The 22,791-nt window shown below is 72.8% G+C and carries 22 protein-coding genes; 15 read left to right on the top strand and 7 right to left on the bottom strand.

What is annotated here, in order from left to right:
- The first annotated feature begins 235 nt into the window (after positions 1-235).
- Positions 236-1,429 (top strand): RtcB family protein, encoded by a 1,194-nt coding sequence (locus tag ACZ6CZ_RS26715; protein ID WP_469025915.1) that lies wholly within the window; start codon positions 236-238, stop codon positions 1,427-1,429.
- A 46-nt stretch (positions 1,430-1,475) separates the two neighbouring features.
- Here the strand turns inward: ACZ6CZ_RS26715 and ACZ6CZ_RS26710 are convergent, their stop codons facing one another.
- Together ACZ6CZ_RS26710 and ACZ6CZ_RS26705 are read right to left on the bottom strand one after the other, a co-directional pair.
- Positions 1,476-2,252, bottom strand: coding sequence for an SDR family NAD(P)-dependent oxidoreductase (locus ACZ6CZ_RS26710; protein WP_469025913.1), 777 nt, complete (start codon positions 2,250-2,252; stop codon positions 1,476-1,478).
- Positions 2,253-2,364: 112 nt separating this feature from the next.
- A complete protein-coding gene (locus ACZ6CZ_RS26705; protein ID WP_469025911.1) occupies positions 2,365-2,703 on the bottom strand; it encodes a YnfA family protein in 339 nt (112 codons plus the stop codon).
- A 160-nt stretch (positions 2,704-2,863) separates the two neighbouring features.
- Between ACZ6CZ_RS26705 and ACZ6CZ_RS26700 the strand changes: the two genes are divergently transcribed.
- From ACZ6CZ_RS26700 to ACZ6CZ_RS26680, 5 genes are all read left to right on the top strand, one after another.
- A complete protein-coding gene (locus ACZ6CZ_RS26700) occupies positions 2,864-3,346 on the top strand; it encodes a MarR family winged helix-turn-helix transcriptional regulator (protein ID WP_469025909.1) in 483 nt (160 codons plus the stop codon).
- Positions 3,347-3,437: 91 nt separating this feature from the next.
- Positions 3,438-4,544: an LLM class flavin-dependent oxidoreductase gene (locus ACZ6CZ_RS26695; RefSeq protein WP_469025906.1), complete on the top strand. Its 1,107-nt coding sequence runs from the start codon at positions 3,438-3,440 to the stop codon at positions 4,542-4,544.
- A complete protein-coding gene (locus ACZ6CZ_RS26690; RefSeq protein WP_469025904.1) occupies positions 4,541-5,179 on the top strand; it encodes an FMN reductase in 639 nt (212 codons plus the stop codon). The genes ACZ6CZ_RS26695 and ACZ6CZ_RS26690 overlap by 4 nt, the downstream gene beginning before the upstream one ends.
- A 96-nt stretch (positions 5,180-5,275) precedes the next feature.
- Entirely contained in the window at positions 5,276-6,034 is a 759-nt protein-coding gene (locus ACZ6CZ_RS26685) for a response regulator transcription factor (RefSeq protein WP_469025901.1), read from the top strand.
- Complete coding sequence (locus ACZ6CZ_RS26680; protein WP_469025899.1) at positions 6,035-7,507, top strand: sensor histidine kinase; 1,473 nt, start codon at positions 6,035-6,037, stop codon at positions 7,505-7,507.
- Positions 7,508-7,526: 19 nt separating this feature from the next.
- Here the strand turns inward: ACZ6CZ_RS26680 and ACZ6CZ_RS26675 are convergent, their stop codons facing one another.
- Together ACZ6CZ_RS26675 and ACZ6CZ_RS26670 are read right to left on the bottom strand one after the other, a co-directional pair.
- Complete coding sequence (locus ACZ6CZ_RS26675; protein ID WP_469025897.1) at positions 7,527-7,754, bottom strand: hypothetical protein; 228 nt, start codon at positions 7,752-7,754, stop codon at positions 7,527-7,529.
- Positions 7,755-7,987: 233 nt separating this feature from the next.
- Positions 7,988-8,425 (bottom strand): hypothetical protein, encoded by a 438-nt coding sequence (locus tag ACZ6CZ_RS26670; RefSeq protein WP_003974483.1) that lies wholly within the window; start codon positions 8,423-8,425, stop codon positions 7,988-7,990.
- Between the two features lie 198 nt (positions 8,426-8,623).
- Between ACZ6CZ_RS26670 and ACZ6CZ_RS26665 the strand changes: the two genes are divergently transcribed.
- The 9 genes from ACZ6CZ_RS26665 to ACZ6CZ_RS26625 all read left to right on the top strand — a co-directional run bounded on the left by ACZ6CZ_RS26665 (position 8,624) and on the right by ACZ6CZ_RS26625 (position 17,500).
- Complete coding sequence (locus ACZ6CZ_RS26665; RefSeq protein ID WP_469025895.1) at positions 8,624-8,881, top strand: hypothetical protein; 258 nt, start codon at positions 8,624-8,626, stop codon at positions 8,879-8,881.
- 327 nt (positions 8,882-9,208) lie between these two features.
- Positions 9,209-10,528 carry a glutamate-1-semialdehyde 2,1-aminomutase gene (hemL, locus tag ACZ6CZ_RS26660; RefSeq protein WP_469026010.1) on the top strand — a complete coding sequence of 440 codons (1,320 nt, stop codon included), beginning with the start codon at positions 9,209-9,211 and terminating at the stop codon, positions 10,526-10,528.
- An 80-nt stretch (positions 10,529-10,608) separates the two neighbouring features.
- Positions 10,609-11,268 carry a histidine phosphatase family protein gene (locus ACZ6CZ_RS26655; protein WP_469026007.1) on the top strand — a complete coding sequence of 220 codons (660 nt, stop codon included), beginning with the start codon at positions 10,609-10,611 and terminating at the stop codon, positions 11,266-11,268.
- A 174-nt stretch (positions 11,269-11,442) separates the two neighbouring features.
- Positions 11,443-12,735: a polysaccharide deacetylase family protein gene (locus ACZ6CZ_RS26650; protein ID WP_469025892.1), complete on the top strand. Its 1,293-nt coding sequence runs from the start codon at positions 11,443-11,445 to the stop codon at positions 12,733-12,735.
- A gap of 66 nt (positions 12,736-12,801) precedes the next feature.
- Positions 12,802-13,392: a TlpA family protein disulfide reductase gene (locus ACZ6CZ_RS26645; RefSeq protein WP_469025889.1), complete on the top strand. Its 591-nt coding sequence runs from the start codon at positions 12,802-12,804 to the stop codon at positions 13,390-13,392.
- A gap of 1 nt (position 13,393) precedes the next feature.
- Complete coding sequence (locus ACZ6CZ_RS26640; RefSeq protein ID WP_469025886.1) at positions 13,394-14,167, top strand: cytochrome c biogenesis CcdA family protein; 774 nt, start codon at positions 13,394-13,396, stop codon at positions 14,165-14,167.
- A 3-nt stretch (positions 14,168-14,170) separates the two neighbouring features.
- Positions 14,171-15,937: a cytochrome c biogenesis protein ResB gene (gene resB / locus ACZ6CZ_RS26635; protein WP_469025884.1), complete on the top strand. Its 1,767-nt coding sequence runs from the start codon at positions 14,171-14,173 to the stop codon at positions 15,935-15,937.
- Positions 15,934-17,016 (top strand): c-type cytochrome biogenesis protein CcsB, encoded by a 1,083-nt coding sequence (gene ccsB, locus ACZ6CZ_RS26630; RefSeq protein ID WP_469025881.1) that lies wholly within the window; start codon positions 15,934-15,936, stop codon positions 17,014-17,016. Before resB ends, ccsB begins: the two co-directional genes overlap by 4 nt.
- A 67-nt stretch (positions 17,017-17,083) precedes the next feature.
- Positions 17,084-17,500, top strand: coding sequence for an SRPBCC family protein (locus ACZ6CZ_RS26625; protein ID WP_469025879.1), 417 nt, complete (start codon positions 17,084-17,086; stop codon positions 17,498-17,500).
- Positions 17,501-17,512: 12 nt separating this feature from the next.
- On the opposite strand, the gene ACZ6CZ_RS26620 is transcribed toward ACZ6CZ_RS26625, so the two are convergent.
- The 3 genes from ACZ6CZ_RS26620 to ACZ6CZ_RS26610 form a co-directional block, all read right to left on the bottom strand.
- A complete protein-coding gene (locus ACZ6CZ_RS26620) occupies positions 17,513-19,054 on the bottom strand; it encodes a type 1 periplasmic-binding domain-containing protein (RefSeq protein WP_469025877.1) in 1,542 nt (513 codons plus the stop codon).
- The gene (locus tag ACZ6CZ_RS26615) at positions 19,054-21,219 is read right to left on the bottom strand and encodes a hypothetical protein (protein WP_469025874.1); all 2,166 of its coding nucleotides are present in this window, start codon (positions 21,217-21,219) and stop codon (positions 19,054-19,056) included. Before ACZ6CZ_RS26615 ends, ACZ6CZ_RS26620 begins: the two co-directional genes overlap by 1 nt.
- Positions 21,220-21,289: 70 nt before the next feature.
- Positions 21,290-22,702: a condensation domain-containing protein gene (locus ACZ6CZ_RS26610; RefSeq protein ID WP_469025872.1), complete on the bottom strand. Its 1,413-nt coding sequence runs from the start codon at positions 22,700-22,702 to the stop codon at positions 21,290-21,292.
- Between the last annotated feature and the right edge of the window lie 89 nt (positions 22,703-22,791).

Raw genomic sequence — 22,791 nt, 5'->3', positions numbered from 1 at the left:
CTCGGTCTGGCCCGGGCCCCGCCCGGTCCGCGGGCGTCCCCGCTGGTTATTCGCTTGCCGCGGCAGGGCGCCCACTGGAGACAATGTGTATCGCACGCACTGCTGTGAACGCCGGTCCGTTGTCCCTTTTCGCCGACCTTGGCATGGCATTTGCGTTTTCTTGCGTAAGTATTTTTTGCCGACTATTGCTGGGTATTGCTGGAAGTCGCCGGGTATTCCGGGGAACGGGGAAGACATGTCGTACGTGGAGATGCCGGGCGCGAAGGTACCGATCCGGATGTGGACCGACCCCGCGACGGTCGAGGACGTGGCGCTGCGCCAGCTCCAGAACGTCGCCACGCTGCCCTGGATCAAGGGCCTGGCGGTGATGCCGGACGTGCACTACGGCAAGGGCGCGACGGTCGGCTCGGTGATCGCGATGCGCGACGCGGTGTGCCCGGCCGCGGTGGGCGTCGACATCGGGTGCGGGATGTCGGCGGTGCGCACGTCGCTGACCGCCAACGACCTGCCGGGCGACCTCTCGCGCCTGCGGAACAGGATCGAGGAGGCGATCCCGGTCGGGCGGGGCATGCACGACAGCCCGGTCGAGCCCGGACGCTTCCACGCGCTGCCCACCTCCGGGTGGGACGGCTTCTGGGCACGGTTCGACGGGGTCGCCGAGGCCGTGCGCTTCCGCCGGGAGCGGGCCGCCCTCCAGATGGGCACGCTCGGCGGCGGCAACCACTTCGTCGAGGTGTGCGTCGACACCGAGGGCGCGGTGTGGCTGATGCTGCACTCCGGATCGCGCAACATCGGCAAGGAGCTGGCCGAGCACCACATCGGCGTCGCCCAGAAGCTGCCGCACAACCAGGGCCTGGTCGACCGCGACCTCGCCGTCTTCGTCGCGGACACCCCGCAGATGGCGGCCTACCGCAACGACCTGTTCTGGGCGCAGGAGTACGCCAGGCACAACCGCTCGATCATGATGGCGCTGCTGAAGGACGTGATCCGCAAGGAGTTCAAGAAGGCGAAGCCCGCCTTCGAGCCGGAGATCAGCGCGCACCACAACTACGTGGCCGAGGAGCGCTACGACGGCATGGACCTGCTGGTCACCCGCAAGGGCGCGATCCGCGCGGGCTCCGGCGAGTACGGGATCATCCCCGGTTCCATGGGCACCGGCTCCTACATCGTCAAGGGCCTCGGCAACGAGAAGGCCTTCAACTCCGCCTCGCACGGCGCGGGCCGGCGCATGAGCCGCAACGCCGCCAAGCGGCGCTTCTCGACCCGGGACCTGGAGGAGCAGACCCGGGGCGTGGAGTGCCGCAAGGACTCCGGCGTCGTCGACGAGATCCCGGGCGCCTACAAGTCGATCGACCAGGTCATCGAGCAGCAGCGGGACCTCGTCGAGGTGGTGGCCAAGCTGCGGCAGGTGGTGTGCGTCAAGGGCTGAGCGGACCGCACCGGCGCGCGGTGCGGTCCGCGGTGGCCGGCGCCGGTCAGCGCTCCCGGTGGACCTTGGTGTTGGAGGCCTGGGCGCGGGGCCGGACGACCAGCAGGTCGATGTTGACGTGGCTGGGCCGGGTCACCGTCCAGGCGATGGTCTCGGCCACGTCCTGCGCGGTGAGGGGCTCGGCGACGCCCTCGTAGACCTTCGCGGCCCGCTCCTCGTCGCCGCCGAACCGGGTCAGCGCGAACTCGTCGGTCTTCACCATGCCGGGCGCGATCTCGATCACCCGGACCGGCCGGCCGACGATCTCCAGCCGCAGGGTCTCGGCGAGGACGTGCGCGCCGTGCTTGGCGGCGACGTAGCCGCCGCCGCCCTCGTAGGTGCCGTGGCCCGCGGTGGAGGACAGCACCACCACCGTGCCGTCACCGCTCGCCTCCAGCTTCGGCAGCAGGGCCTGGGTGACGTTCAGGGTGCCGATGACGTTCGTCTCGTACATCGTGCGCCAGTCCGCCGGGTCGCCGGTCGCGACCGGGTCCGCGCCGAGCGCGCCGCCCGCGTTGTTCACCAGGACGCCGACCGTCTTGAACGCCGTGGCGAACTCGTCCACCGCGGCGCGGTCGGTGACGTCCAGCTGGTACGCGGTCGCCGCGTGGCCGGCCGCGTTGATCTCCTCCGCCAGCGCCTCGATACGGTCCTTGCGACGGGCGGTCAGCACCACCCGGTATCCGGCCGCGGCGAGTGCGCGGGCCGTCGCGGCACCGATTCCGCTGCTCGCACCGGTGACGACGGCGATGCGGGAGGCCGGGGACGGGGCGGCGGTGGCCATGGGCTGCTCCTGGGGCGTTCGGTCGTACGGGCGGACGGCTGCGTCCAGCCTAGGGTCTGCGGTGAGCGACGGCAGAAGGACCCCGGGTGAACGCGAGCCCCCTCGGCGCGCGTCAGCCGCCGTTCCTCGGGGCCCACATGAGCACCGCCATCCCCGCCAGGCAGATCGCCGCCCCGGTGAGGTCCCAGCTGTCGGGGCGGTAGCCGTCGGCGACCGCGCCCCACAGGAGCGAGCCCGCCACGAAGACACCGCCGTACCCGGCGAGGACGCGGCCGAAGGGTGCGTCGGGCTGGAAGGTGGCGACGAAGCCGTACGCGCCCAGGGCCAGCACCCCGCCGGCCGCCCACAGCCAGCCCCGGTGCTCGCGCACGCCCTGCCAGACCAGCCAGGCCCCGCCGATCTCGAACAGCGCGGCGACGACGAAGAGGGCGGCGGAGCGGACGATCAGCATGCGGGCAGCTTCGCACGCGCCCGGGCGGCGGTGCGGGCGGCGGGTGGGGAGGTGCCCGGGTGCCGGAGTGTGGCCGGGCCGGCGGGGCACCCCGGCGACGTACGATCACCGCACCGCGCGGACGGGACGGCGCGGCCGACGCAGCGAAGGGGTGCACCGCATGGGCGGGAACGGTACGAGCCCGCGGTCCGGGCTGCTGGCGGAGCTGTCCACCGTCTCGCGCCGGTACATGGCGTCCTACGCCCTGTTCAACCAGGCCGTCGCCGACCGCCTCGGGCTGCACCCCACCGATCTGCAGTGCCTGAACCTGCTCACGCTGGAGGCGGAGCCGGTGACCACGGGCCGGGTCGCGGAGCTGACCGGGCTGACCACCGGGTCGGCGACCCGGCTGGTGGACCGGCTCGAGCGCGCGGGCTACGTGGAGCGGCGGCGCGACGCGGCCGACCGGCGCCGGGTGCTGGTGGTGACCGTGCCCGAGCGGATCGCGGAGTTCGGGCGGATGTGGGAAGGGCTGGCCGGGGACTGGTCCGCGCTCTTCGACGAGCTGGACGACGCCGAACTCGCCGCGATCGTGAAGCACATGCGGCGCACGGTGGAGTTCTCCGGCGAGCAGGTGGCCCGGCTCCGGGAAGGGCGGGCCTGAGGCTCGCTCGCGGAGGGGGGCGGAATACCGCCGGGCGGGTGGTCGTTCACGGGTATAGTTGAATCATCAACAACCTGGAGGTCGAGCGACCATGCAGTTCGGGATCTTCACCGTCGGTGACGTCACCGCGGACCCCACCACGGGCCGTACGCCGACCGAGCGCGAGCGGATCAAGGCCATGGTCGCCATCGCGCTGAAGGCCGAGGAGGTGGGCCTGGACGTCTTCGCGACCGGTGAGCACCACAACCCGCCGTTCGTGCCGTCCTCGCCGACCACGATGCTCGGCTACATAGCGGCGCAGACGCGGAAGCTCATCCTCTCCACCTCCACCACCCTCATCACCACCAACGACCCGGTGAAGATCGCCGAGGACTTCGCGATGCTCCAGCACCTGGCCGACGGGCGTGTCGACCTGATGATGGGCCGCGGCAACACCGGGCCGGTCTACCCCTGGTTCGGCCAGGACATCCGCCAGGGCATCAACCTCGCCGTCGAGAACTACGCCCTGCTGCGACGGCTGTGGCGCGAGGACGTCGTGGACTGGGAGGGCAAGTTCCGCACCCCGCTCCAGGGCTTCACCGCCACGCCCCGGCCGCTGGACGGGGTCCCGCCGTTCGTCTGGCACGGCAGCATCCGCTCCCCGGAGATCGCCGAGCAGGCCGCCTTCTACGGCGACGGCTTCTTCCACAACAACATCTTCTGGCCCGCCGACCACACCAAGCGGATGATCGAGCTGTACCGCACCCGGTACGCCCACTACGGGCACGGCACGCCGGAGCAGGCGATCGTCGGACTCGGCGGCCAGGTGTTCATGCGGAAGAACTCGCAGGACGCGGTGCGCGAGTTCCGGCCGTACTTCGACAACGCGCCGGTCTACGGCCACGGGCCCTCCCTGGAGGACTTCACCGACCAGACGCCGCTGACCGTCGGCTCCCCGCAGCAGGTCATCGACAAGACGCTGTCCTTCCGCGCGTACGCCGGCGACTACCAGCGCCAGCTGTTCCTGGTGGACCACGCCGGGCTGCCGCTGAAGACCGTGCTGGAGCAGATCGACCTGCTCGGCGAGGAGGTCGTACCGGTGCTGCGCAAGGAGTTCGCGAAGGACCGTCCGGCCGAGGTGCCGGAGGCGCCCACCCACGCGTCCCTGCTCGCCGCCGCACAGAACACGCAGGAAGAGGCAGGGGTGACCGCCGTATGAAGCTCGTCGTCGTCTCCGCGGGGCTGAGCGTCCCGTCCTCCACCCGGCTGCTGGCCGACCGGCTGGCCGCCGCGGTGGGGCGCCAGACGCCGGTGGACCTGCGGGTGGTCGAGCTGCGGGACCTCGCGGTCGAGATCGCGCACCACTTCACCAGCGGCTTCCCGGGCCGGACCCTCGCGGCCGCGCTGGCGGCGGTGACGGAGGCGGACGGCCTGATCGTCGTCACGCCCGTGTTCACCGCGTCGTACAGCGGGCTGTTCAAGTCCTTCTTCGACGTGCTCGACAAGGACGCGCTGGCGGGCAAGCCGGTGCTGATCGCGGCGACCGGCGGCACCGCCCGGCACTCGCTGGTGCTGGAGCACGCCCTGCGCCCGCTGTTCGCCTACCTGCGGGCCGTCGTCGTGCCCACGGCCGTGTACGCAGCCTCGGAGGACTGGGGCGCCGAGGGGCTGCCGGAACGGATCGAGCGGGCCGCGGGTGAGCTGGCGGCGCTGATGGCGGGGCTGTCCGCGCCGCGGACGGCGCCGGGTGCGGCCCAGGTCCCGGAAGCGGGCGGGGGCCGCGCGTCCGGCGCCGCCGCTGACGCCTTCGAGGTCGTACCGTTCGCGGAGCGGCTGGCGGCGCTGCGGGCGTGAGACCCCGCTGCCCCGGCAGGGTGAGAGGCCGGTAAAAAGGTCGTCGCGGGCCCGCTCGCCCGGCCGCGGCGCCGGTGGCCTTGGCAGACTGGGCACGTGCCCCAGACTGTGCTGCTCGCCGAGGACGACCGTGCCATCCGACATGCCCTCCAGCGTGCCCTGACCCTGGAGGGCTACGAGGTGACGGCGGTCGCCGACGGCGTCGAGGCGCTCGCGCAGGCCCACCGGACACCCCCGGACGTCCTGGTGCTTGACGTGATGATGCCGGGCATCGACGGCCTCCAGGTCTGCCGGGTGCTGCGGGCCGAGGGCGACCGCACCCCGATCCTCATGCTCACCGCCCTCGTGGAGACCGCCGACCGCATCGCGGGCCTCGACGCGGGCGCCGACGACTACGTGCTCAAGCCGTTCGACATCGAGGAGGTCTTCGCCCGGCTGCGCGCCCTGCTGCGCCGCACCAGCCCCGAGCCCGTGAACCCCGGCAACGGCAGCGGCGGGGCGGGCGGAAGCGGAGGCGCCGGTGCGGCCGCCCCCAGGGAGGCGCCGGGCGACGAACGGCAGATCGGGGCGGCCGGGCTGCGCGTCGACCCGCGGGCCCGCCGAGCCTGGCGCGGGCCGCGCGAACTGGAGCTGACCCGCACCGAGTTCGAGCTGCTGGAGCTGCTGGTCCGCAACGCCGGGATCGTCCTCGACCACTCCACCATCTACGACCGCATCTGGGGCTACGACTTCGGCCCCGGCTCCAAGAACCTCGCCGTCTACGTCGGTTACCTGCGCCGCAAGCTCGACGAGCCCGGCGCGCCGCAGCTCATCCACACCGTGCGGGGCGTCGGTTACGTGCTGCGGGAGGACTGAGTGCGCCGCCCGCGGCGGCCGCCCGTGCTGCGCCGGCCCAAGCTGGTGTCCCTGCGCACCACCTTCGCGGTGTCCTTCGCGGCCGTCGCCGCCGCCGTCACGATCCTCGTCGGCATCCTGTCGTACGGCGCCGCCGCGCGCCTGGTCCGCGTCGACCAGCAGTCGGTGTTCACGCAGGTCGTGCGGGACGTCGAGGACGAGGTGCGCCAGCACGAGATGGTCCCCGGGGACTTCTCCTCCTCGCGGCCCGGCCACGACGTGGTACGGCCCGCCCGCACCGACGTCCAGGTGCTGGGCGCGCGGGGGCAGATCGTCGACCACGGCAGCCCGGTGCTGCCCGTCACCGCGCGGGACCGGGCCGTCGCCACCGCCCGGGAGGCCGGACGGACGCTCCAGCACAAGGACGTACGGGTCGGCGCGGACCTGTTCCGCATCGCGACCGTGTCCCTCGGCGACGGGCGGGGCGCGGTGCAGGTGGCGCAGGAGTTCAGCGACACCGAGGACCTGCTGCGGGCGCTCCAGCAGCGCACCCTGGCGCTGATGGCGGCGGTGGTGGTCGCGGCCGGGCTGTTCGGCTGGTGGCTGGCCCGGCGCATCACCCGCCGGCTGGTCGTCCTCACCTCCGCCGCCGAGGACGTGGCCCGCACCCGGCAGCTCGGCATCCAGGTGCCCGTCGCCGGGCTGGACGAGGTCGGCCGCCTCGGCCGGGCCTTCGACCGGATGCTCGGCCGCCTCGCCCAGTCGGAGGAGGACCAGCGCCGCCTGGTCCAGGACGCGGGCCACGAGCTGCGCACGCCGCTGACGTCGCTGCGCACCAACATCTCGCTGCTGCGCCGGATCGACGAACTCCCGCCCGCCACCCGCGACGACCTGGTCGCCGACCTCACCCAGGAGGCCCGGGAACTGACCGACCTGGTCAACGAGCTGGTCGACCTGGCCGCCGGGCAGTCCGACGCCGAGCCGCCGCAGCGGGTGGACCTGGCCGACATCGCCGAGGACGTCGTGGGCCTGGCGCGGCGCCGTACCGGCCGGGAGATCGTGCTGCGGGCGAGCGGCGACACGACGACCGACGGCCGGCCCGGCAGGCTCCAGCGGGCCGTCTCCAACCTCGTGGAGAACGCCGCCAAGTTCGACCGCGACGGCCATGCGCCCATCGAGGTCACCGTCACCGGCCCGGCCCGGCCCCCCTCCCGGCTCCGCCCGGTCGGCGGTCCCCCTCCCGGCACGGTCCGCGTCGAGGTCGCCGACCGCGGTCCCGGTATCGCCGAGGGCGACCTGATCCGCATCTTCGACCGCTTCTACCGCGCCGCCGACGCCCGTTCCCTGCCGGGCTCCGGGCTCGGCCTGTCCATCGTCCGGGAGGTCGCCATGGCCCATGGCGGCACCCCGTTCGCCTGCCGCCGCGACGGAGGCGGCGCGGTCATCGGCTTCACGGTCGGCGGCGGCCTGGCCGGCACGCGGGAGGGCGGCTGAGCGGAGCGCCGCCGCGGGCTCAGCCGGCCAGGTCGGCCGCCCCGGCCCGGTCCGCGTGGCGGCGGGCCGCCGTCAGCAGCCAGGCCAGGTCGCCCGCCGCCGCCCCGGCCGCGACCGCCGCGGCGATCACCCCGCCGGTGGCCAGTCCGTCGCTGAACAGGTGCGGGCGCCGGCCGAGGCTGTGCAGGCCGAACCCGCAGAGTTCGTACACGCCGACGGCCGCGATCACCAGGCTGACGACCAGCACGGCCACCGTCGGCCCCAGCCCCCGCCCCGCCCCGCGACCGTCCGTTGCCGTTCCCTGCATATGTCCCCCCGAAGAACAGACGTGGCCACTGGCGGTAGCGAACCTACAATACGTAGGGTCGGCGCCCCGGCCCCACCGCCGAGCCCCGGCCGGCTCCCGCGCGGCGCGGACCTGGAGGCGGACACGCAAAAGGGCGAGGTCCGAAGACCCCGCCCGTCGTCAGCAGCCCCGCCTCAGGGCCACACCAAGCAGTACGGCTGATGCCCCGCCTCGTGCAGGCGGTGGCTGAAGTCCTGCCACTCGTGGAGCAGCTGGTAGACGTTGAACGCGTCGCGGGGGCCGCCGCGGTCCGGGACCGTGGACCAGATGAAGGCCGCCGCGCCCACCGCCTCCTCGCCGATGCCCCGCAGGGGGTCGACGACGGTCATGGGGAGTTTGACGACCGCGTAGTCGGGGTGGAGGACGACCAGTTCCAGGGGCGGGACCTTGTGCAGGGGGACGCCCTCGATGCCGGTGAGGACCATCGCGGCCATCGTCTCCGGCTTGATCTTGGTGAACATGCCGTTCATGCCCAGCTCGTCACCGCCGAGCTCCTCGGGGCGCATCGAGATCGGGACGCGGGCCGCGGTCGCGCCGTCCGGTGCGCCGAAGTATTTGTACGTCACCCCCACCCGACCACCATTCCTGCTCCCCGCCCGGAGGCGGTCGATCCGGCGCTCGACCTGGTGGTCGGCCCGCCGCTCGAGTCGCTCGGACTCATTCGATACATCCGGTACGCCCTGCGCGCCCGAAACACCCTGTGTGCCCGGGACACCCTGTGCACCCGGGACGGCCGGCGCGCCCTGCCCGCCGGGAACACCCTGCACGCCGTGCACATTCTGCACATCCTGTACGCCGTGCACATCGTGCACGCCCTGCGCCCGGCGCGTCTCGGCCCGGCGCGCCTCGGCCTGACGTGCTTCCGCCTGGCGGGCCTCCGCCTGGCGTGCCTCGCTCTGCCTCAGTTCGTTCGCTTCCTCCGCGTCGCGCCGGTGCCTTCCCCGCCGGGCACGTCGAGGACCCAGGTCATCAGTCCCCTCGCCCAGTCCGCCACCGCGATGCATATCTCCACCCGACTGCTTTTCTAGGACGCCCGGCCCCCGCCGCGCAACCCGATCATCGTGTCAGTGACCTCCCCCACGCCCGCTCGCCGAAACGTGCGGTGAAACACCAGTCCGCGGATCATCGCACCCCTGGACACGGTGAGCGCCAGGAGCCGCGGAGCCGTAGCTGTGTGTATCAGCGGGTACCGCCGTTCAGTCTCGCAGATCGCGCGCGCTCGGCCGGGGTGATCGCGATCGGCGCCGGGTGGTGCCGTGCGGTGACGGGGGCGGCGGCCACCGCGGCCTACCCTGAGGGAGTCACTACGCAACCGGAGTTCCGAGAAGTCGGAGAAGTCGCACGTCATGAGCGTCATGAGCGAACTGCCCTATCCCTACGAAGCGCCCGTCTCCCAGGCGCTGTTCGACCGTGCGGCCGTCGTCACGCCCGGTGGCGTGAACTCCCCGGTGCGCGCCTTCGGCGCCGTGGGCGGCACGCCCCGGTTCATGGTGTCCGGCCGGGGTCCGTACCTGACGGACGCCGACGGGCGGGAGTACGTGGACCTGGTCTGCTCCTGGGGGCCGATGATCCTGGGCCACGCGCACCCGGAGGTCGTCGCCGCCGTGCAGGAGGCCGTCGCGCGCGGTACGTCCTTCGGCACCCCCGGTGAGGGCGAGGTCGCGCTCGCCGAGGAGATCGTCGCCCGGGTGGAGCCGGTCGAGCAGGTGCGGCTGGTGTCGAGCGGGACCGAGGCGACCATGTCGGCCATCCGGCTCGCCCGCGGGTTCACCCGGCGGACCAAGGTGATCAAATTCGCCGGCTGCTACCACGGCCACGTCGACTCGCTCCTCGCCGCCGCCGGCAGCGGTGTGGCCACCTTCGCGCTGCCCGACACCCCGGGCGTCACCGGCGCCCAGGCGAGCGACACGATCGTGCTGCCGTACAACGACCTGGAGGCCGTGCAGGAGGCCTTCCACCGGCACCCCGGCGAGATCGCCTGTGTGATCACGGAGGCCTCGCCCGGCAACATGGGCGTCGTGCCGCCGGCCCCCGGGTTCAACCAGGGGCTGAAGGACACCTGCGCCAAGAACGGCGCCCTCTACATCTCCGACGAGGTGATGACCGGGTTCAGGACCAGCCGCAGCGGCTGGTACGGGATCGACGGGGTCCGGCCCGACCTGATGACCTTCGGCAAGGTCATGGGCGGCGGCTTCCCGGCCGCCGCCTTCGGCGGCCGGGCCGACGTCATGGCGCACCTCGCCCCCGCCGGGCCCGTCTACCAGGCCGGCACCCTCTCCGGGAACCCGGTGGCGACCGCGGCCGGCCTCGCCCAGCTGCGGCTCCTCGACGACGCCGCCTACGACACGGTCGACGCCGTCTCGGCGCAGATCCAGGGCCTGGTCACCGAGGCGCTCGCCAAGGAGGGGGTCGCGCACCGGCTGCAGTCCGCCTCCAACATGTTCTCCGTGTTCTTCACCGACCGGCAGGTGCGCACCTACGAGGACGCCAAGCGGCAGGAATCCTTCCGCTTCACCGCGTTCTTCCACTCGCTGCTGGAGAACGGCGTCTACCTGCCGCCGTCCTCCTTCGAGTCCTGGTTCGTGTCCACGGCCCACGACGAGCGGGCCATCCAGAAGATCGCCGACGCCCTCCCGGCGGCGGCCCGAGCCGCCGCGGAGGCCACGGCAGCATGAGCAGCGACAACGGCAACACGGGCAACAGCGGCAACAGCGGCGGCGGCGGCACCGGCAAGGACATCACCGTCGTCCATCTCATGCGCCACGGTGAGGTCGCCAACCCCGACGGCATCCTGTACGGGCGGCTGCCCGGCTACCACCTCTCCGAGCTGGGCCGGAAGATGGCCGACCGGGTCGCCGAGCACCTCTCCTCCCGGGACGTGACGTACGTCGCCGCCTCCCCGCTGGAGCGGGCGCAGGAGACCGCCACCCCGATCGCCAAGGCGCACGGGCTGGACCTCGGCACCGACCCGCGGCTGATCGAGGCCGAGAACGTCTTCCAGGGCAAGACCTTCGGCGTCGGCGACGGCGCGCTGCGCAAGCCGGACAACTGGCGCCACCTCGTCAACCCGTTCCGGCCCTCCTGGGGCGAGCCGTACATCGACCAGGTGGTGCGGATGATGGGGGCGCTGGAGGCGGCCAAGGAGCGGGCGCGCGGGCACGAGGCGGTGCTGGTGAGCCACCAGCTGCCGATCTGGATCGTGCGCTCGTACGTGGAGAAGCGGCGGCTGTGGCACGACCCGCGCCGGCGGCAGTGCACGCTCGCCTCGCTGACCACGTTCACCTACCAGGGCGACCGGATCGTGTCCGTCGGCTACACCGAGCCCGCCCGCGACCTGGTCCCGGCCCATCTGCTCCCCGGCGCCAAGCCGGTCAAGGGCGCGGGGCAGCCGCAGGGCAAGGCCTTCGGCGCCTGAACCCGGCCCGGACGGGCTCGGGCGCCTGAACCCGGCCCGGACGGGCTCAGGTGCCCGCGCCCGGACGGCTTTGTTACAACTGTTGCGAAAAGCGTAAGAACTCCGGGAACCTCCCCGTTCGTCACGCCCTCTGTCTGGGTGACCAGCAGCAGGACGTGACGAATCGGGGACCCCATGCGCACCCACTCCCGGACCCTCTCCCGGCGCGGGATACTCGGCCTCGGCGCGGGTGCCGCGGCCGCCGCCGGACTCGCCGGCTGCGGGACGCTCACCGGGTCGGACGGCCAGGGGCACGCTCCCGGTTCCGGCGCGGGCGGCCGGCATCCCCGCGCCGGCGCCACCCACCACCCCGTCCGCCCGCTGGGTGACGGCTCGACCTCCTTCACCGGCAAGCAGCCCCACCAGCCCGCCCCGCCCGAGCCGCTGGAGCCCGGCCAGGCCCCGCCGCAGTTCGTGATCTTCTCCTGGGACGGCGCCGGCGAGGTCGGCAACGGACTCTTCCCGCGCTTCCTGGACCTGGCGAAGAAGCACGGCGCGAGCATGACCTTCTTCCTCTCGGGGCTGTACCTGCTCCCGGAGTCGAAGAAGCGGCTGTACGACCCCCCGAACAACCCGCGCGGCGCCTCCGACATCGGCTACCTCACCGACGAGCACATCAGGGCCACGCTCACCAACGTCCGCCGCGCCTGGCTCGAGGGCCACGAGATCGGCACCCACTTCAACGGCCACTTCTGCTCCGGCTACGGCACCGTCGGCAACTGGACCGCACAGCAGTGGCGCAGCGAGATCGCGCAGGCCCGGTCGTTCGTGCGGGAGTGGCGCACCAACACCGGCTGGACCGATCTGCCCTCGCTGCCCTTCGACTACGACAAGGAGCTGGTCGGCGGCCGTACGCCCTGTCTGCTCGGGCAGGGCAACCTGCTGCCCGCGGCCCGCGAGCTGGGCTGGCGCTACGACGCCTCCTCGCCCGGCGGACGCCAGGTGTGGCCCGCCAAGAAGCTCGGCATCTGGGACCTGCCCCTTCAGCAGATACCTTTCCCCGGCCACTCGTTCGAAGTGCTCTCGATGGACTACAACATCCTCGCCAACCAGTCCGTCGCCTCCACCAACGCCCCCGCCTACAACTACCCCGGCTGGCGCCGCCAGGCCGCGCAGGCCTACATCGCCGGGTTCCGCCGGGCGTACGAGACGAACCGGGCGCCGTTCTTCATCGGCAACCACTTCGAGCAGTGGAACGGCGGCATCTACATGGACGCCGTCGAGGAGGCCTTCACGCACATCGCCCGGGAGAAGGAGAAGGGTGCCGACGTGCGGCTCGTCTCCTTCCGGCAGTTCACGGACTGGCTGGACGCGCAGCGGCCCGAGGTGCTCGCCGCGCTGCGCACGCTGGACGTCGGCCAGGCGCCCGTCGGCGGCTGGAAGGCGCTGGCGCCGAAGGGTGCCGGGGCCGCCGGATCCGCTGCCTGAAATGCGGATTTCCACCCGCAAGGGGGGTGCGCAAGATCCCCGGAACGGGCATGCGAAACTTTTCACATGAGTACCCGTAGCCGCGCCGTCCTGCTCAGCGCCGTGGCCGCCGTCGCGGCCCTGACCCTGTCCGCGTGCGGTTCCGGCGGCACCTCCGGCGGGGGCGGCAACACCAACTTCATCACTGGTCACAACGGCATCGACACCGCCCCGGCGGGCAAGCGGACCGCCGCGCCCGACCTCGCCGGCAAGACCATCGACGGCAAGAGCCTCGACATCGGCGACTACAAGGGCCAGGTCGTCGTGGTCAACTTCTGGGGTTCCTGGTGCGGCCCGTGCCGGGCGGAGGCGCAGAACTTCGCCAAGGTCTCCAAGGAGTACCGGGGCAAGGGCGTGGAGTTCGTCGGCGTCAACACCCGGGACACCAGCACCACCCCGGCGATCGCCTTCGAGAAGGAGCACGCCATCGGCTACCCGAGCCTGTACGACCCCACGGGCAAGCTGATGCTCCGCTTCACGAAGGGCATGCTCAACCCGCAGCTGATCCCCTCCACGCTGGTCCTGGACCGCGACGGCCGGATCGCCGCGCGGGCGCTGGAGGCGCTCAGCGAGGAGAACCTGCGCACGATGCTCAAGCCGGTCGTGGCGGAGAAGTGACGTGAGTGCCCTCCTGACGCTCGCCGCGGTCACCGGCCGCAACGAGACCGTCCTCAGCGGAGCCCTGCTGATCGCCCTGCCGGTCGCCGTCCTGGGCGGACTGGTCTCCTTCTTCTCCCCGTGCGTGCTGCCGCTGGTCCCCGGCTACCTCTCCTACGTCACCGGGGTCGCCGGCACCGACCTGGCCGACGCCCGGCGCGGCCGGATGGTCGCGGGCGCCTCCCTGTTCGTCCTCGGCTTCACCGTCGTGTTCGTCTCCGGCGGCGCCCTCTTCGGTTTCTTCGGCCAGAACCTCCAGGAGCACAAGGACACCCTGACCCGGGTGCTGGGCGTGCTCATGGTGGCCATGGGCGTGTTCTTCATGGGTCTGATGCCCTGGCTGACCCAGCGCGAGTTCCGCTTCCACCGGCGGCCGACGGCCGGGCTGGCCGGGGCGCCGCTGCTCGGCGCGCTGTTCGGCATCGGCTGGACGCCCTGCATCGGCCCGACCCTGGCCTCGGTGCAGGGGCTGGCGATGAACCAGGCCAGCGCCGGCCGCGGCGCGGTGCTGACGGTCGCCTACTGCGTGGGCCTCGGGGTGCCCTTCGTGCTGGCCGCGGTCGCCTTCCGCAAGGCGCTCGGCGCCTTCGGCTGGGTGAAGCGGCACTATGTCTGGGTGCTGCGGATCGGCGGCACCATGATGATCGTGACCGGTGTGCTGCTGCTCACCGGCGCGTGGGACCGTCTGGTGCAGGAGATGCAGACCTGGTCCGACGGCTTCACTGTGGGGATCTGATCGATGAGCGAGACCACCTCCGGCACCCCCGGCACCTCCGCCGGCGAAGCCGACCGGCAGGACCGGCTGGAACAGCAGGACCGGCAGGACCTGGGAGCGGCCGGTTCCCAGCTGTCCACCGCCCCGCAGGAGGAGGCGGTGAGCCTGCCGTCCCTCGGGGTGGTCGGCTGGATCCGCTGGTTCTGGCGGCAGCTGACCTCGATGCGGGTCGCGCTGATCCTGCTCCTGCTGCTGTCCCTCGGCGCGATCCCCGGCTCGCTGATCCCGCAGACCGGCATCGACGCCACCAAGGTCGAGGACTTCCGCAAGGCCCACCGCACCCTCGCGCCCCTCTACGACAAGCTGGGCCTCTTCCACGTCTACAGCTCGGTGTGGTTCTCCGCGATCTACATCCTGCTGTTCGTCTCCCTCATCGGCTGCATCGTGCCCCGCACCTGGCAGTTCGTGGGCCAGCTGCGCGGCCGTCCGCCGGGCGCCCCCAGGCGGCTCGACCGGCTGCCCGCGTACACCACCTGGCGCACCACCGCCGAGCCGGAGCAGGTCCGCGAGGTCGCCCTCGCCCTGCTGAAGAAGCGCCGCTTCCGCGCCCACGTCGCCGGGGACGCCGTCGCCGCCGAGAAGGGGTACGTCCGTGAGCTGGGCAACCTCCTCTTCCACTGCGCGCTGATCGTGCTGCTGGTCGCCTTCGCCTCCGGCCAGCTGTACAAGTCGGACGGCACCAAGCTGGTCGTCGAGGGCGACGGCTTCTCCAACGCGCTGCCGATGTACGACGACTTCAAGTCCGGCAACCTCTTCCGTACCGACGACCTGGCGCCGTTCAGCTTCGACCTGAAGGACTTCCGGGCCACCTACGAGACCAGCGGCCCCAGCAAGGGCACGCCGCGCGCCTTCCAGGCGAGGATCACCTACAGCGAGGGCGCGTACGGCAAGCAGCGGTCGACCACCGTCAAGGTCAACGAGCCGCTGAAGATCGGCGACGCCAAGGTCTACCTCGTCAGCCACGGCTACGCGCCCGTCGTGACCGTCCGCGACGCCAAGGGCGCCGTCGTCTACCACGACGCCGTGCCGCTGCTGCCGCTCGACGGCAACGTCACCTCGTCCGGTGTGATCAAGGTGATGGACGGCTACCGCGACGCCCACGGCACCTCCGAGCAACTCGGCTTCCAGGCGTTCTTCGTGCCGACCTTCGGCGGCTCGCAGAGCGGCACGATGCTCTCCCAGTTCCCGGCGCTGCTCAATCCGCTGCTCGCGGTGAACGCCTACCACGGCGACCTCGGCGTCGACTCGGGCATTCCGCAGAGCGTGTACCAGCTCGACAAGAAGCACATGAAGGCCTACAAGGACGCCACGGGCCAGCCGCTGAAGAAGCTGCTCAAGCCCGGGCAGACCATGCGGCTGCCCGACGGGGCCGGCTCGATCACGTTCGAGAAGGGCGTGAAGGAGTGGGCCGGCTTCGAGGTCGTCCAGGAGCCCGGCAGCGTCTGGGCGCTCGCCGGTGCGCTCGGCGCCATCCTCGGCCTGGCCGCCTCCCTGTTCATCCAGCGCCGCCGGGTCTGGGTGCGCGCGGTCCGCGGCGCCGACGGCGTCACGGTCGTCGAACTGGCCGGGCTCGGCCGCAGCGAGTCGGCGAAGGTGCCCGAGGAACTGGGCGACCTCGCCGGAATCCTCTACGACCGGGCGCCGGGGGCACCGGAGCCCGGCGACAGCACCGCGTCACCCGACAAAACCCCCGACCGCCACGTCGTACCTGCCGAAGGGGCTGAGAAGTGACTCTCGCCGCCGCAACCAACGAACATCTCGCGAGCATCAGCAACACGCTGATCTACTCCTCGATGGCCGTCTACACCCTCGCCTTCTTCGCCTACATCGCCGAATGGCTGCTCGGCAGCCGGAGCAAGGTGGGCCGTACGGCCGCCGCGCTCACCGCCCCCTCGGCCGGGGCGGCCGCCGCGCCCGCGGTGAGCGTGCGGCAGGGCGGCGCCACCGCGGTGCTGGAGCGGCCCAAGGTCGTCGTCCGGGCCGCCTCCGGTGCCCGGGACGTGCCGGACGGCCCCGGCGCGCACGGCGGTGACGAGCAGGGCGACCTGTACGGCCGGATCGCCATCTCCCTCACCGTGCTCGCCTTCGCCGTGGAGCTGGCGGGCGTCGTCGCCCGCGCCGCCTCGGTGCAGCGGGCGCCGTGGGGCAACATGTACGAGTTCAACATCACCTTCTCCACGGTCGCCGTCGCGGTCTACCTGACGCTGCTGGCGCTGCGGAAGAACGTCCGCTGGATGGGCCTGTTCCTCGTCACGACCGTCCTGCTCGACCTGGGCCTGGCGGTCACCGTGCTGTACACGGCGAGCGACCAGCTGGTCCCCGCCCTGCACTCGTACTGGCTGTACATCCACGTCTCCACCGCGATCTTCTGCGGCGCGGTCTTCTACGTCGGCGCGGTCGCCACGATCCTGTACCTGTTCAAGGACTCCTACGAGACCAAGCTGCTCGGCGGCGGCAAGCCCGGCCGGTTCGCCACCTCGGTGCTGGAGCGGCTGCCCGCCTCCGCCTCCCTGGACAAGTTCGCCTACCGGGTCAACGCGGCCGTCTTCCCGCTGTGGACGTTCACGATCATCGCGGGCGCGATCTGGGCGGGCGACGCCTGGGGCCGCTACTGGAACTGGGACCCCAAGGAGACCTGGTCCTTCATCACCTGGATCGCGTACGCCTGCTACCTGCACGCCCGCGCCACGGCCGGCTGGAAGGGCCGCAAGGCCGCCTACCTGGCGATGATCGCCTTCGCCTGCTGGCTGTTCAACTACTACGGCGTGAACATCTTCGTCACCGGCAAGCACTCCTACGCCGGCGTCTGAGGCGTCCGGGGCGCCCGGCCGGGCGCCCAGGGGTGCACGAGCCACCCGTTCGGGTCAGGCTGGTGTCATGACCGGTTGTGTCGAACAGGGCACCAGCCAGACCCACGGGAACACCCACATCCTGCATTTGCTGGTGCGGCTCCCGCAGTCCATGGAGACGGTCTGGCCGGCGGTGGCCACCCCGGAGGGGCTGGGGCGCTGGTGCACCGCCGCCGATGTCCTCGAACCCCGCCTCGGCGGCCGGGTCGCCCTGCGCGACCTGGGCAGCGGGCAGGTCACCGCGTGGGACGTGGACCGGGTCGCCGAGTACACCGTGGAGGGCGGCGGCCGTCTCCGCTTCCACCTGGAGCGGGACGGGGAGCGGGGCAGCGCGCTGCGCTTCACCCACGAGTTCCAGGGCGAGCGGGAGTCCGAGCGGGGCTGGCGCACCCGCTTCGAACGCCTCATCGCCGTCCTCCCGCCACCCCCGGCGGACGGGTCCTAGGACGGCGGCAGGTCAGGACGGCGGCAGGCAGTCCTTGCCGGGCGGCCTGCCCTCCGGCCAGGCCAGCCGCACGAAGCGGTTGCCGCCCGCCGGGGTCAGCTCAACGACCGCCACGGCCTTGTCGTAGGGGTTGCCGTGCGCGTCCAGGCAGATCCAGCCGCTCGCCCCGTTCACCCGCAGCGAGCCCTTGACCTGCGGCCACTGCAATCCGACATCGGCCAGCGCCGGTATGGTGCGGCCGTCCGGCACCGCCTCCCGGATGCCGTGCACCGCCAGCCGTACCGCGTCGTAGCCGATGATCAACTGTCCGTCGTCCAGGGCGACCGGGCCGATGCCGTCACGCCGGCGGTCGGCGAGCAGCGTGCGCAGGGTCCGCGCGTCCGCCGCCGAACCGCCCGTCCGGGGCGCGCCGGCCGTCCAGGCGTCGGGGTGGGCGAGGGAGGTGTAGCGGACGGAGAGGTTGTGCCGCAGCGCGTCCCGGTCCAGGGTCTTCTCCCCGGTGAGGTACGACCCCTCGTCCCCGGTCAGCAGCGTGAACTTCCGGTCGATGCACCCCCGCCCGCCCAGCGCGTTGATGAACTGCCGCAGCTGGGTGTGGCGCCCCGCGAACAGGATGGTGTCGGTGTCCCGTGAGGTGTCGCACACCAGGTGGGTGATCTGCCGGAAGGTGTTGGCGGTGGTCCCGTCCCGGCTGCGGTCGGCGGGCGGGGTGAAGGGCCACGGCTGGTACGGGGAGCCCTTGATCAGCGCCGCGAACGACCGCTGGAGCGTCCGCGTGTACGGGTCGCCGGGCTTGTCGTACACCAGCAGCGCCGTGCCCGCGCCGACCTTCGCGAACGAGGCGAGCGCGCGGGCCTCGTCGGTGTTGGTCGGCGACACCCGGGCCAGCCCCGGATAGGAGTCGTCGCCGTGCTGCCCGTTCGCCAGGTCGTCGGCGGTGATGGAGGAGCCGACCACCGGGATGCCGCGCCGGGTCAGCTCCCGCACGGCCCGCTTGTTGTTGTCGGTGCTCTGCCCGATGCCCTCGACCGCCCGCAGCCGGTCGGGGCCCGTCGTCATCCGGATCAGCTGGTCGACCGTGCCGCGCCAGTGCCCGCCGGTCGCGCCCGGGTTGGCCAGCACCAGCCGGATCGCCGGCGCCTCGCCGTTGGCCTGGTGGTTGGCCTGGTACTGGGCCAGGTAGGCGCCCTGCAACTGGTGCTGGATGTCGCGCAGGTTGGCCGCCGCGGTCGAGGTGTACGGCAGCATCACCGCCACGGTGACGTACGTCCCGGGCTTCAGCCGGTGGTTCTCGGCGTCGATCGCCGCGACCACCGGCCGCAGCTGGGGCCGCCCGAAGTCGTAGCCGCCGGCCGTCGCCACGCCCACGCACTCCGTGCTGCCCGGCGGCCGTACGACCCCGGCCGCGCAGGAGCGGTCGTCCCGCGCCAGCGCGCGCACCGCGAAGGCCACCCCGGCCACCAGGACCACGGTGACCAGCAGGGCCAGATAGCGGCGCAGCGGGATCTCCCAGATCCCCTCGCGCACCCAGGTGCCCACGCCCGTGCGTGCCATCACGCCGCTCCGTTCCCGGCGGACCCGCCGTCGCCGTGACCGCCGTCGCCGTGACCGCCGTCACCGGGCCGGCCGTCGCCGGACCCGTCGTCCCCGTCGAGGTCGTCGCCCGCCGGGGGCACGTCCAGCGGGCGCCCGGCGAGCGCGGCCGCCGGCCAGTCCCGGGAGGCCCGCCACAGCAGCGCGTTCGCCGCGGGGCGCAGGTTGGACAGCTGCTCCAGCTCGAACCGCAGCCGGTCGCACACCTTCGGGTCGGGCAGCACCAGCCGGTCCGACAGTTGCCACACCGCGTGCAGCAGCCTGCGGATGCGCAGGTGCAGCACGGCGTCCGCGTCCTCGGGCACCGGGTGCCCGGCGTCCGTCAGGCCCAGCGCCACCGCCGCCCGCCGGTCGCCCGGGCCGGTGAAGTCACGGCCCTCGGCGTCGTGGGCGTGGAAGTAGGGGGCGGTGGCGACGAAGCACAGGGTGCGCAGCCAGGTGCGGATGTCCGCGACGGGGAAGGTGTCGCGCAGGTGGGCGACGGCCCGCTCGGTCAGGCCCAGCGCCAGCTCGTGGTGCAGCCGGTACCCGGCCCGCTCGGGATCGTCCCGCTCGGGGCCGTAGTGCGCGATCAGCGTCTCGTGCGCCGTACGCCATCCGCTGTGGTCCCGGTCGCGCAGGTGCAGCCGCAGCAGCAGCAGGGTCCGCGCGAAGGGGTCGCCGACGAACTGCCCGCGCGCGGGAGGCAGCCCCTCCTCGGTGAGCCGGGTCCGCAGGGACCGCACGTCCGCCGGGCCGAAGTCGTCCGGGAGCAGGGCGGCGGCCAGGGCGCAGGCCGAGTCGTGGTCGTGGGCGGCGGCCAGTACCGTCAGCTCGTCCAGCCGGTCGGCGGGCACCAGCCGGTCCAGCAGCTCCCGGTAGGCGGGCGTGTCGTCCCCGGCTCCGGCCGTCAACAGCTCGCCGAGCGAGGCGACGCCGGGCAGGTGGCGCGCGGCGGACTCGGCGAGCAGCACGATGCCGAGCGGGTTGCCGCCGGTCAGCCGGTGTGCGGCGGGCGGCAGCTGCGGCGGCACCGCGGTCTCGCCGCAGACGGCGCCGACGATGTGCAGGGTGTCGTCCGGGGTGAGCGGCGGCAGGGCGACGACCAGGGCGCGGGAGGCGGGCGTCGCCGCGTCCGGGGTCCAGTCGCTGCGCCGCGCCACCTCCGGCAGCTCCCGCCGTACGGCGCCGCGCAGCGCCTGGCCGCCGTCGCCGCGCCGGGCGGCGACGAACGCCACCTGGTCGGCGAGCAGTTCGGCGCGCTCGCGCAGCACGGCGGCCACCAGCCCGGGGCCGGGCTCGCTCTGCGCGTTGTCGACCAGCACCAGGGGCCGCCCGATGCGCTGCATCCGGGGCAGCACCCCGGTGTAGGCCTCGGTCAGGTCGGTCAGCAGCGCCCGGACGAGGTGCCGCTCGGCGTGTTCCCGGGAGGTGCCGCCCGCCCGGAAGTGCCCGGAGAGCAGGATCAGGCCGCGCTGGGCGTGCCCGCCCGCGTTCGGATACGTCCGGTACCACACCGAGGCCTTCTGCTGCCGCCGGCTGGTGAAGCCCTCGGCGACCGACTCCAGGGTGGCCTCGATGGCGCCGGACACCAGCGGGCCGGTGCCGGTGGCGGCGGCGACCACCTTGGCGGTGACCTTCCCGGCCCAGCGCCCGGCGAAGCCGCTGATCCAGGAGCCGCTCTCGTTCAGCAGCAGGATGCGCTCGACCTCGCGCCGGATGCGCTCGGAGTCGGCGTCGCCCCAGCCGCCGGCCGCCACCGCGACCAGCCCCGACATCAGCCGCGGGAAGGTGATCCGCCCGGCGCCGGTCACCGGTTCGGCCAGCTGTTCGGCGATGACGAGCAGCGCCTGCGCGACCGGCGACCAGGACTCGGCGGGCCGGTCGGCGGGCGGTTTCGCGAACTGGTCCTCCGCGCAGTCGATCAGCGCGACCGGGGTGTGTCCCTTGTAGGCGTCCCGCAGCTCGCCGAGCACCGCGCTCTTGCCCAGCCCCCGCGCACCCGTCAGCACCACGAAGGGCGGCTCGTCCGGGTGCTCGTACGGATGGCCGCGGTGCTGGTGGGGGCGCAGGCCCACGAGCCGAGGCGCCAGCCCGGCCGGGTCCACGTCGAACAGCGCTCCGCGCCCGTGCAACCGTCTGTGCACCGCATTCCCCCCTCAACGTCAGTGTAGAAAGGGGCAGTTGAGCATGCCAGGTCGTGGGATGTCCGTTGGGTTACGAAACTGGCGTGCCCGGCGCCCGGCCGGCGGCCACCGAGAGGATCAGGTCGCGCAGCCGCTCCACGTACAACCCCACGTTCTTGTAGGCCACGTCCGTGTCCGGGTAGCGGCCGGCGAACCACAGGCCCTCGTGCAGCCTGCTGATCCACGCGCACACCTGGTCCCCGTACGACACCCGCAGCAGTGCGTACGCGTTCTGCCCGGTCCACCGCTCGGACCCGGCGATGCCCCGGGTGTCGACGTACGACACGATCGAGTAGTGGTCGGGCGAGGTGGGGCGGAACTCCGTGCCCAGCAGGGCGAGCACGCGGGCCAGCGGCATGCGCGCCAGGGACCGGGTGGCCGCCAGTTCGGCCCGCACCGCCTGCAGCGCGCCGGGGAAGTCGGGGAGGTCCGCCACGGGGACCTCGACGGGGGCGCCGCCGACGTACCAGCCCACCGAGTCCGACCAGCGCGACCTGGCCCGGGTGTGGAAGGGCACGACCGTGCGGTAGACGGGCTGCCGGCCGATCTCGTGGACGATCAGGGCGGTGGCGGCCAGCACCCCGACCAGGCTGCCGCCGTAGGGCCGGCAGTACGTCTCGAACGCGGCGGCCGCGGCCGCGTCGACCAGCGGCTCGCTGATCATCCGCTGGGCGGGCAGCGGGCCGCCCGGCTCCAGGCCGAGGTCGACGGGGAAGCCGGGCAGCCTGCCGTCGCAGCGGCGGATGAACTCGCGCCAGCGGCCCACGATCGCGTGGCCGTCGTCGATGCGGTCGGCGTCCGCGCGCTCGATCTCGCAGAAGTCGACGTAGCTGGCGACCGCTCCGCCCGGCCCCGTCCCGCCCGCCCGCGGGCCCGCCGTGTACAGCTGGTGGATCTCCGCCGGGATGGCAAGCAGGGAGTAGGCGTCGACGTTGCTGTGGTCGAAGGCCATGTACACGCTGACGCCGTCGTCCCGGACGACGGCCGCGTAGATGAGGTTCGGCCAGCGCAGCGCGTCCGCCACGGCGTCGAAGCGGTCCTGGAGACGGCGGGCCAGCGGCCCGGCGTCGGGGAAGTCGCCGGCTTCCTCGCGGTGCAGGGACACGGCGTCGGCGTCCAGCGTGAACCGGCGCAGTTCGTCGCCCACCCAGCGGAAGCCGCTGCGCAGCGTCTCGTGGCGCAGGGTCCAGCGGCGCAGGGCCTCGCCGAGCGCGTCGAGGTCGACCGGCCCGGGCAGGTCGAAGGCCGTACCGAGCCAGGTGGGCACGAACAGGCCGCCCTCGCGTACCCCCTTGGCGGTCCTGATGTGCGACTCCTGGATGTAGGCCGGCGGCCGGGAGTCCTCGGGCAGCGCGGCCGCCGCCCCGACGGTCGCCGGGCTCAGCGTCCACTCGACGAGCCGTCCCGGCCGGACCTCACAGCGCTGGATGTCAGTGATTCGCACGTGTCTCCGATCGCAGAGGGACCCCGGTGAACGGGTCCCCTGCCAAGGGAATGCCGCCGGGCGTGGCCAGGGCATGCGCTGCCCCGACA

The organism is Streptomyces sp. NPDC041135 (assembly GCF_055592085.1).
The sequence above is the reverse complement of the archived record's forward strand: the minus strand, read 5'-3'. Positions and strand labels throughout refer to the sequence as shown.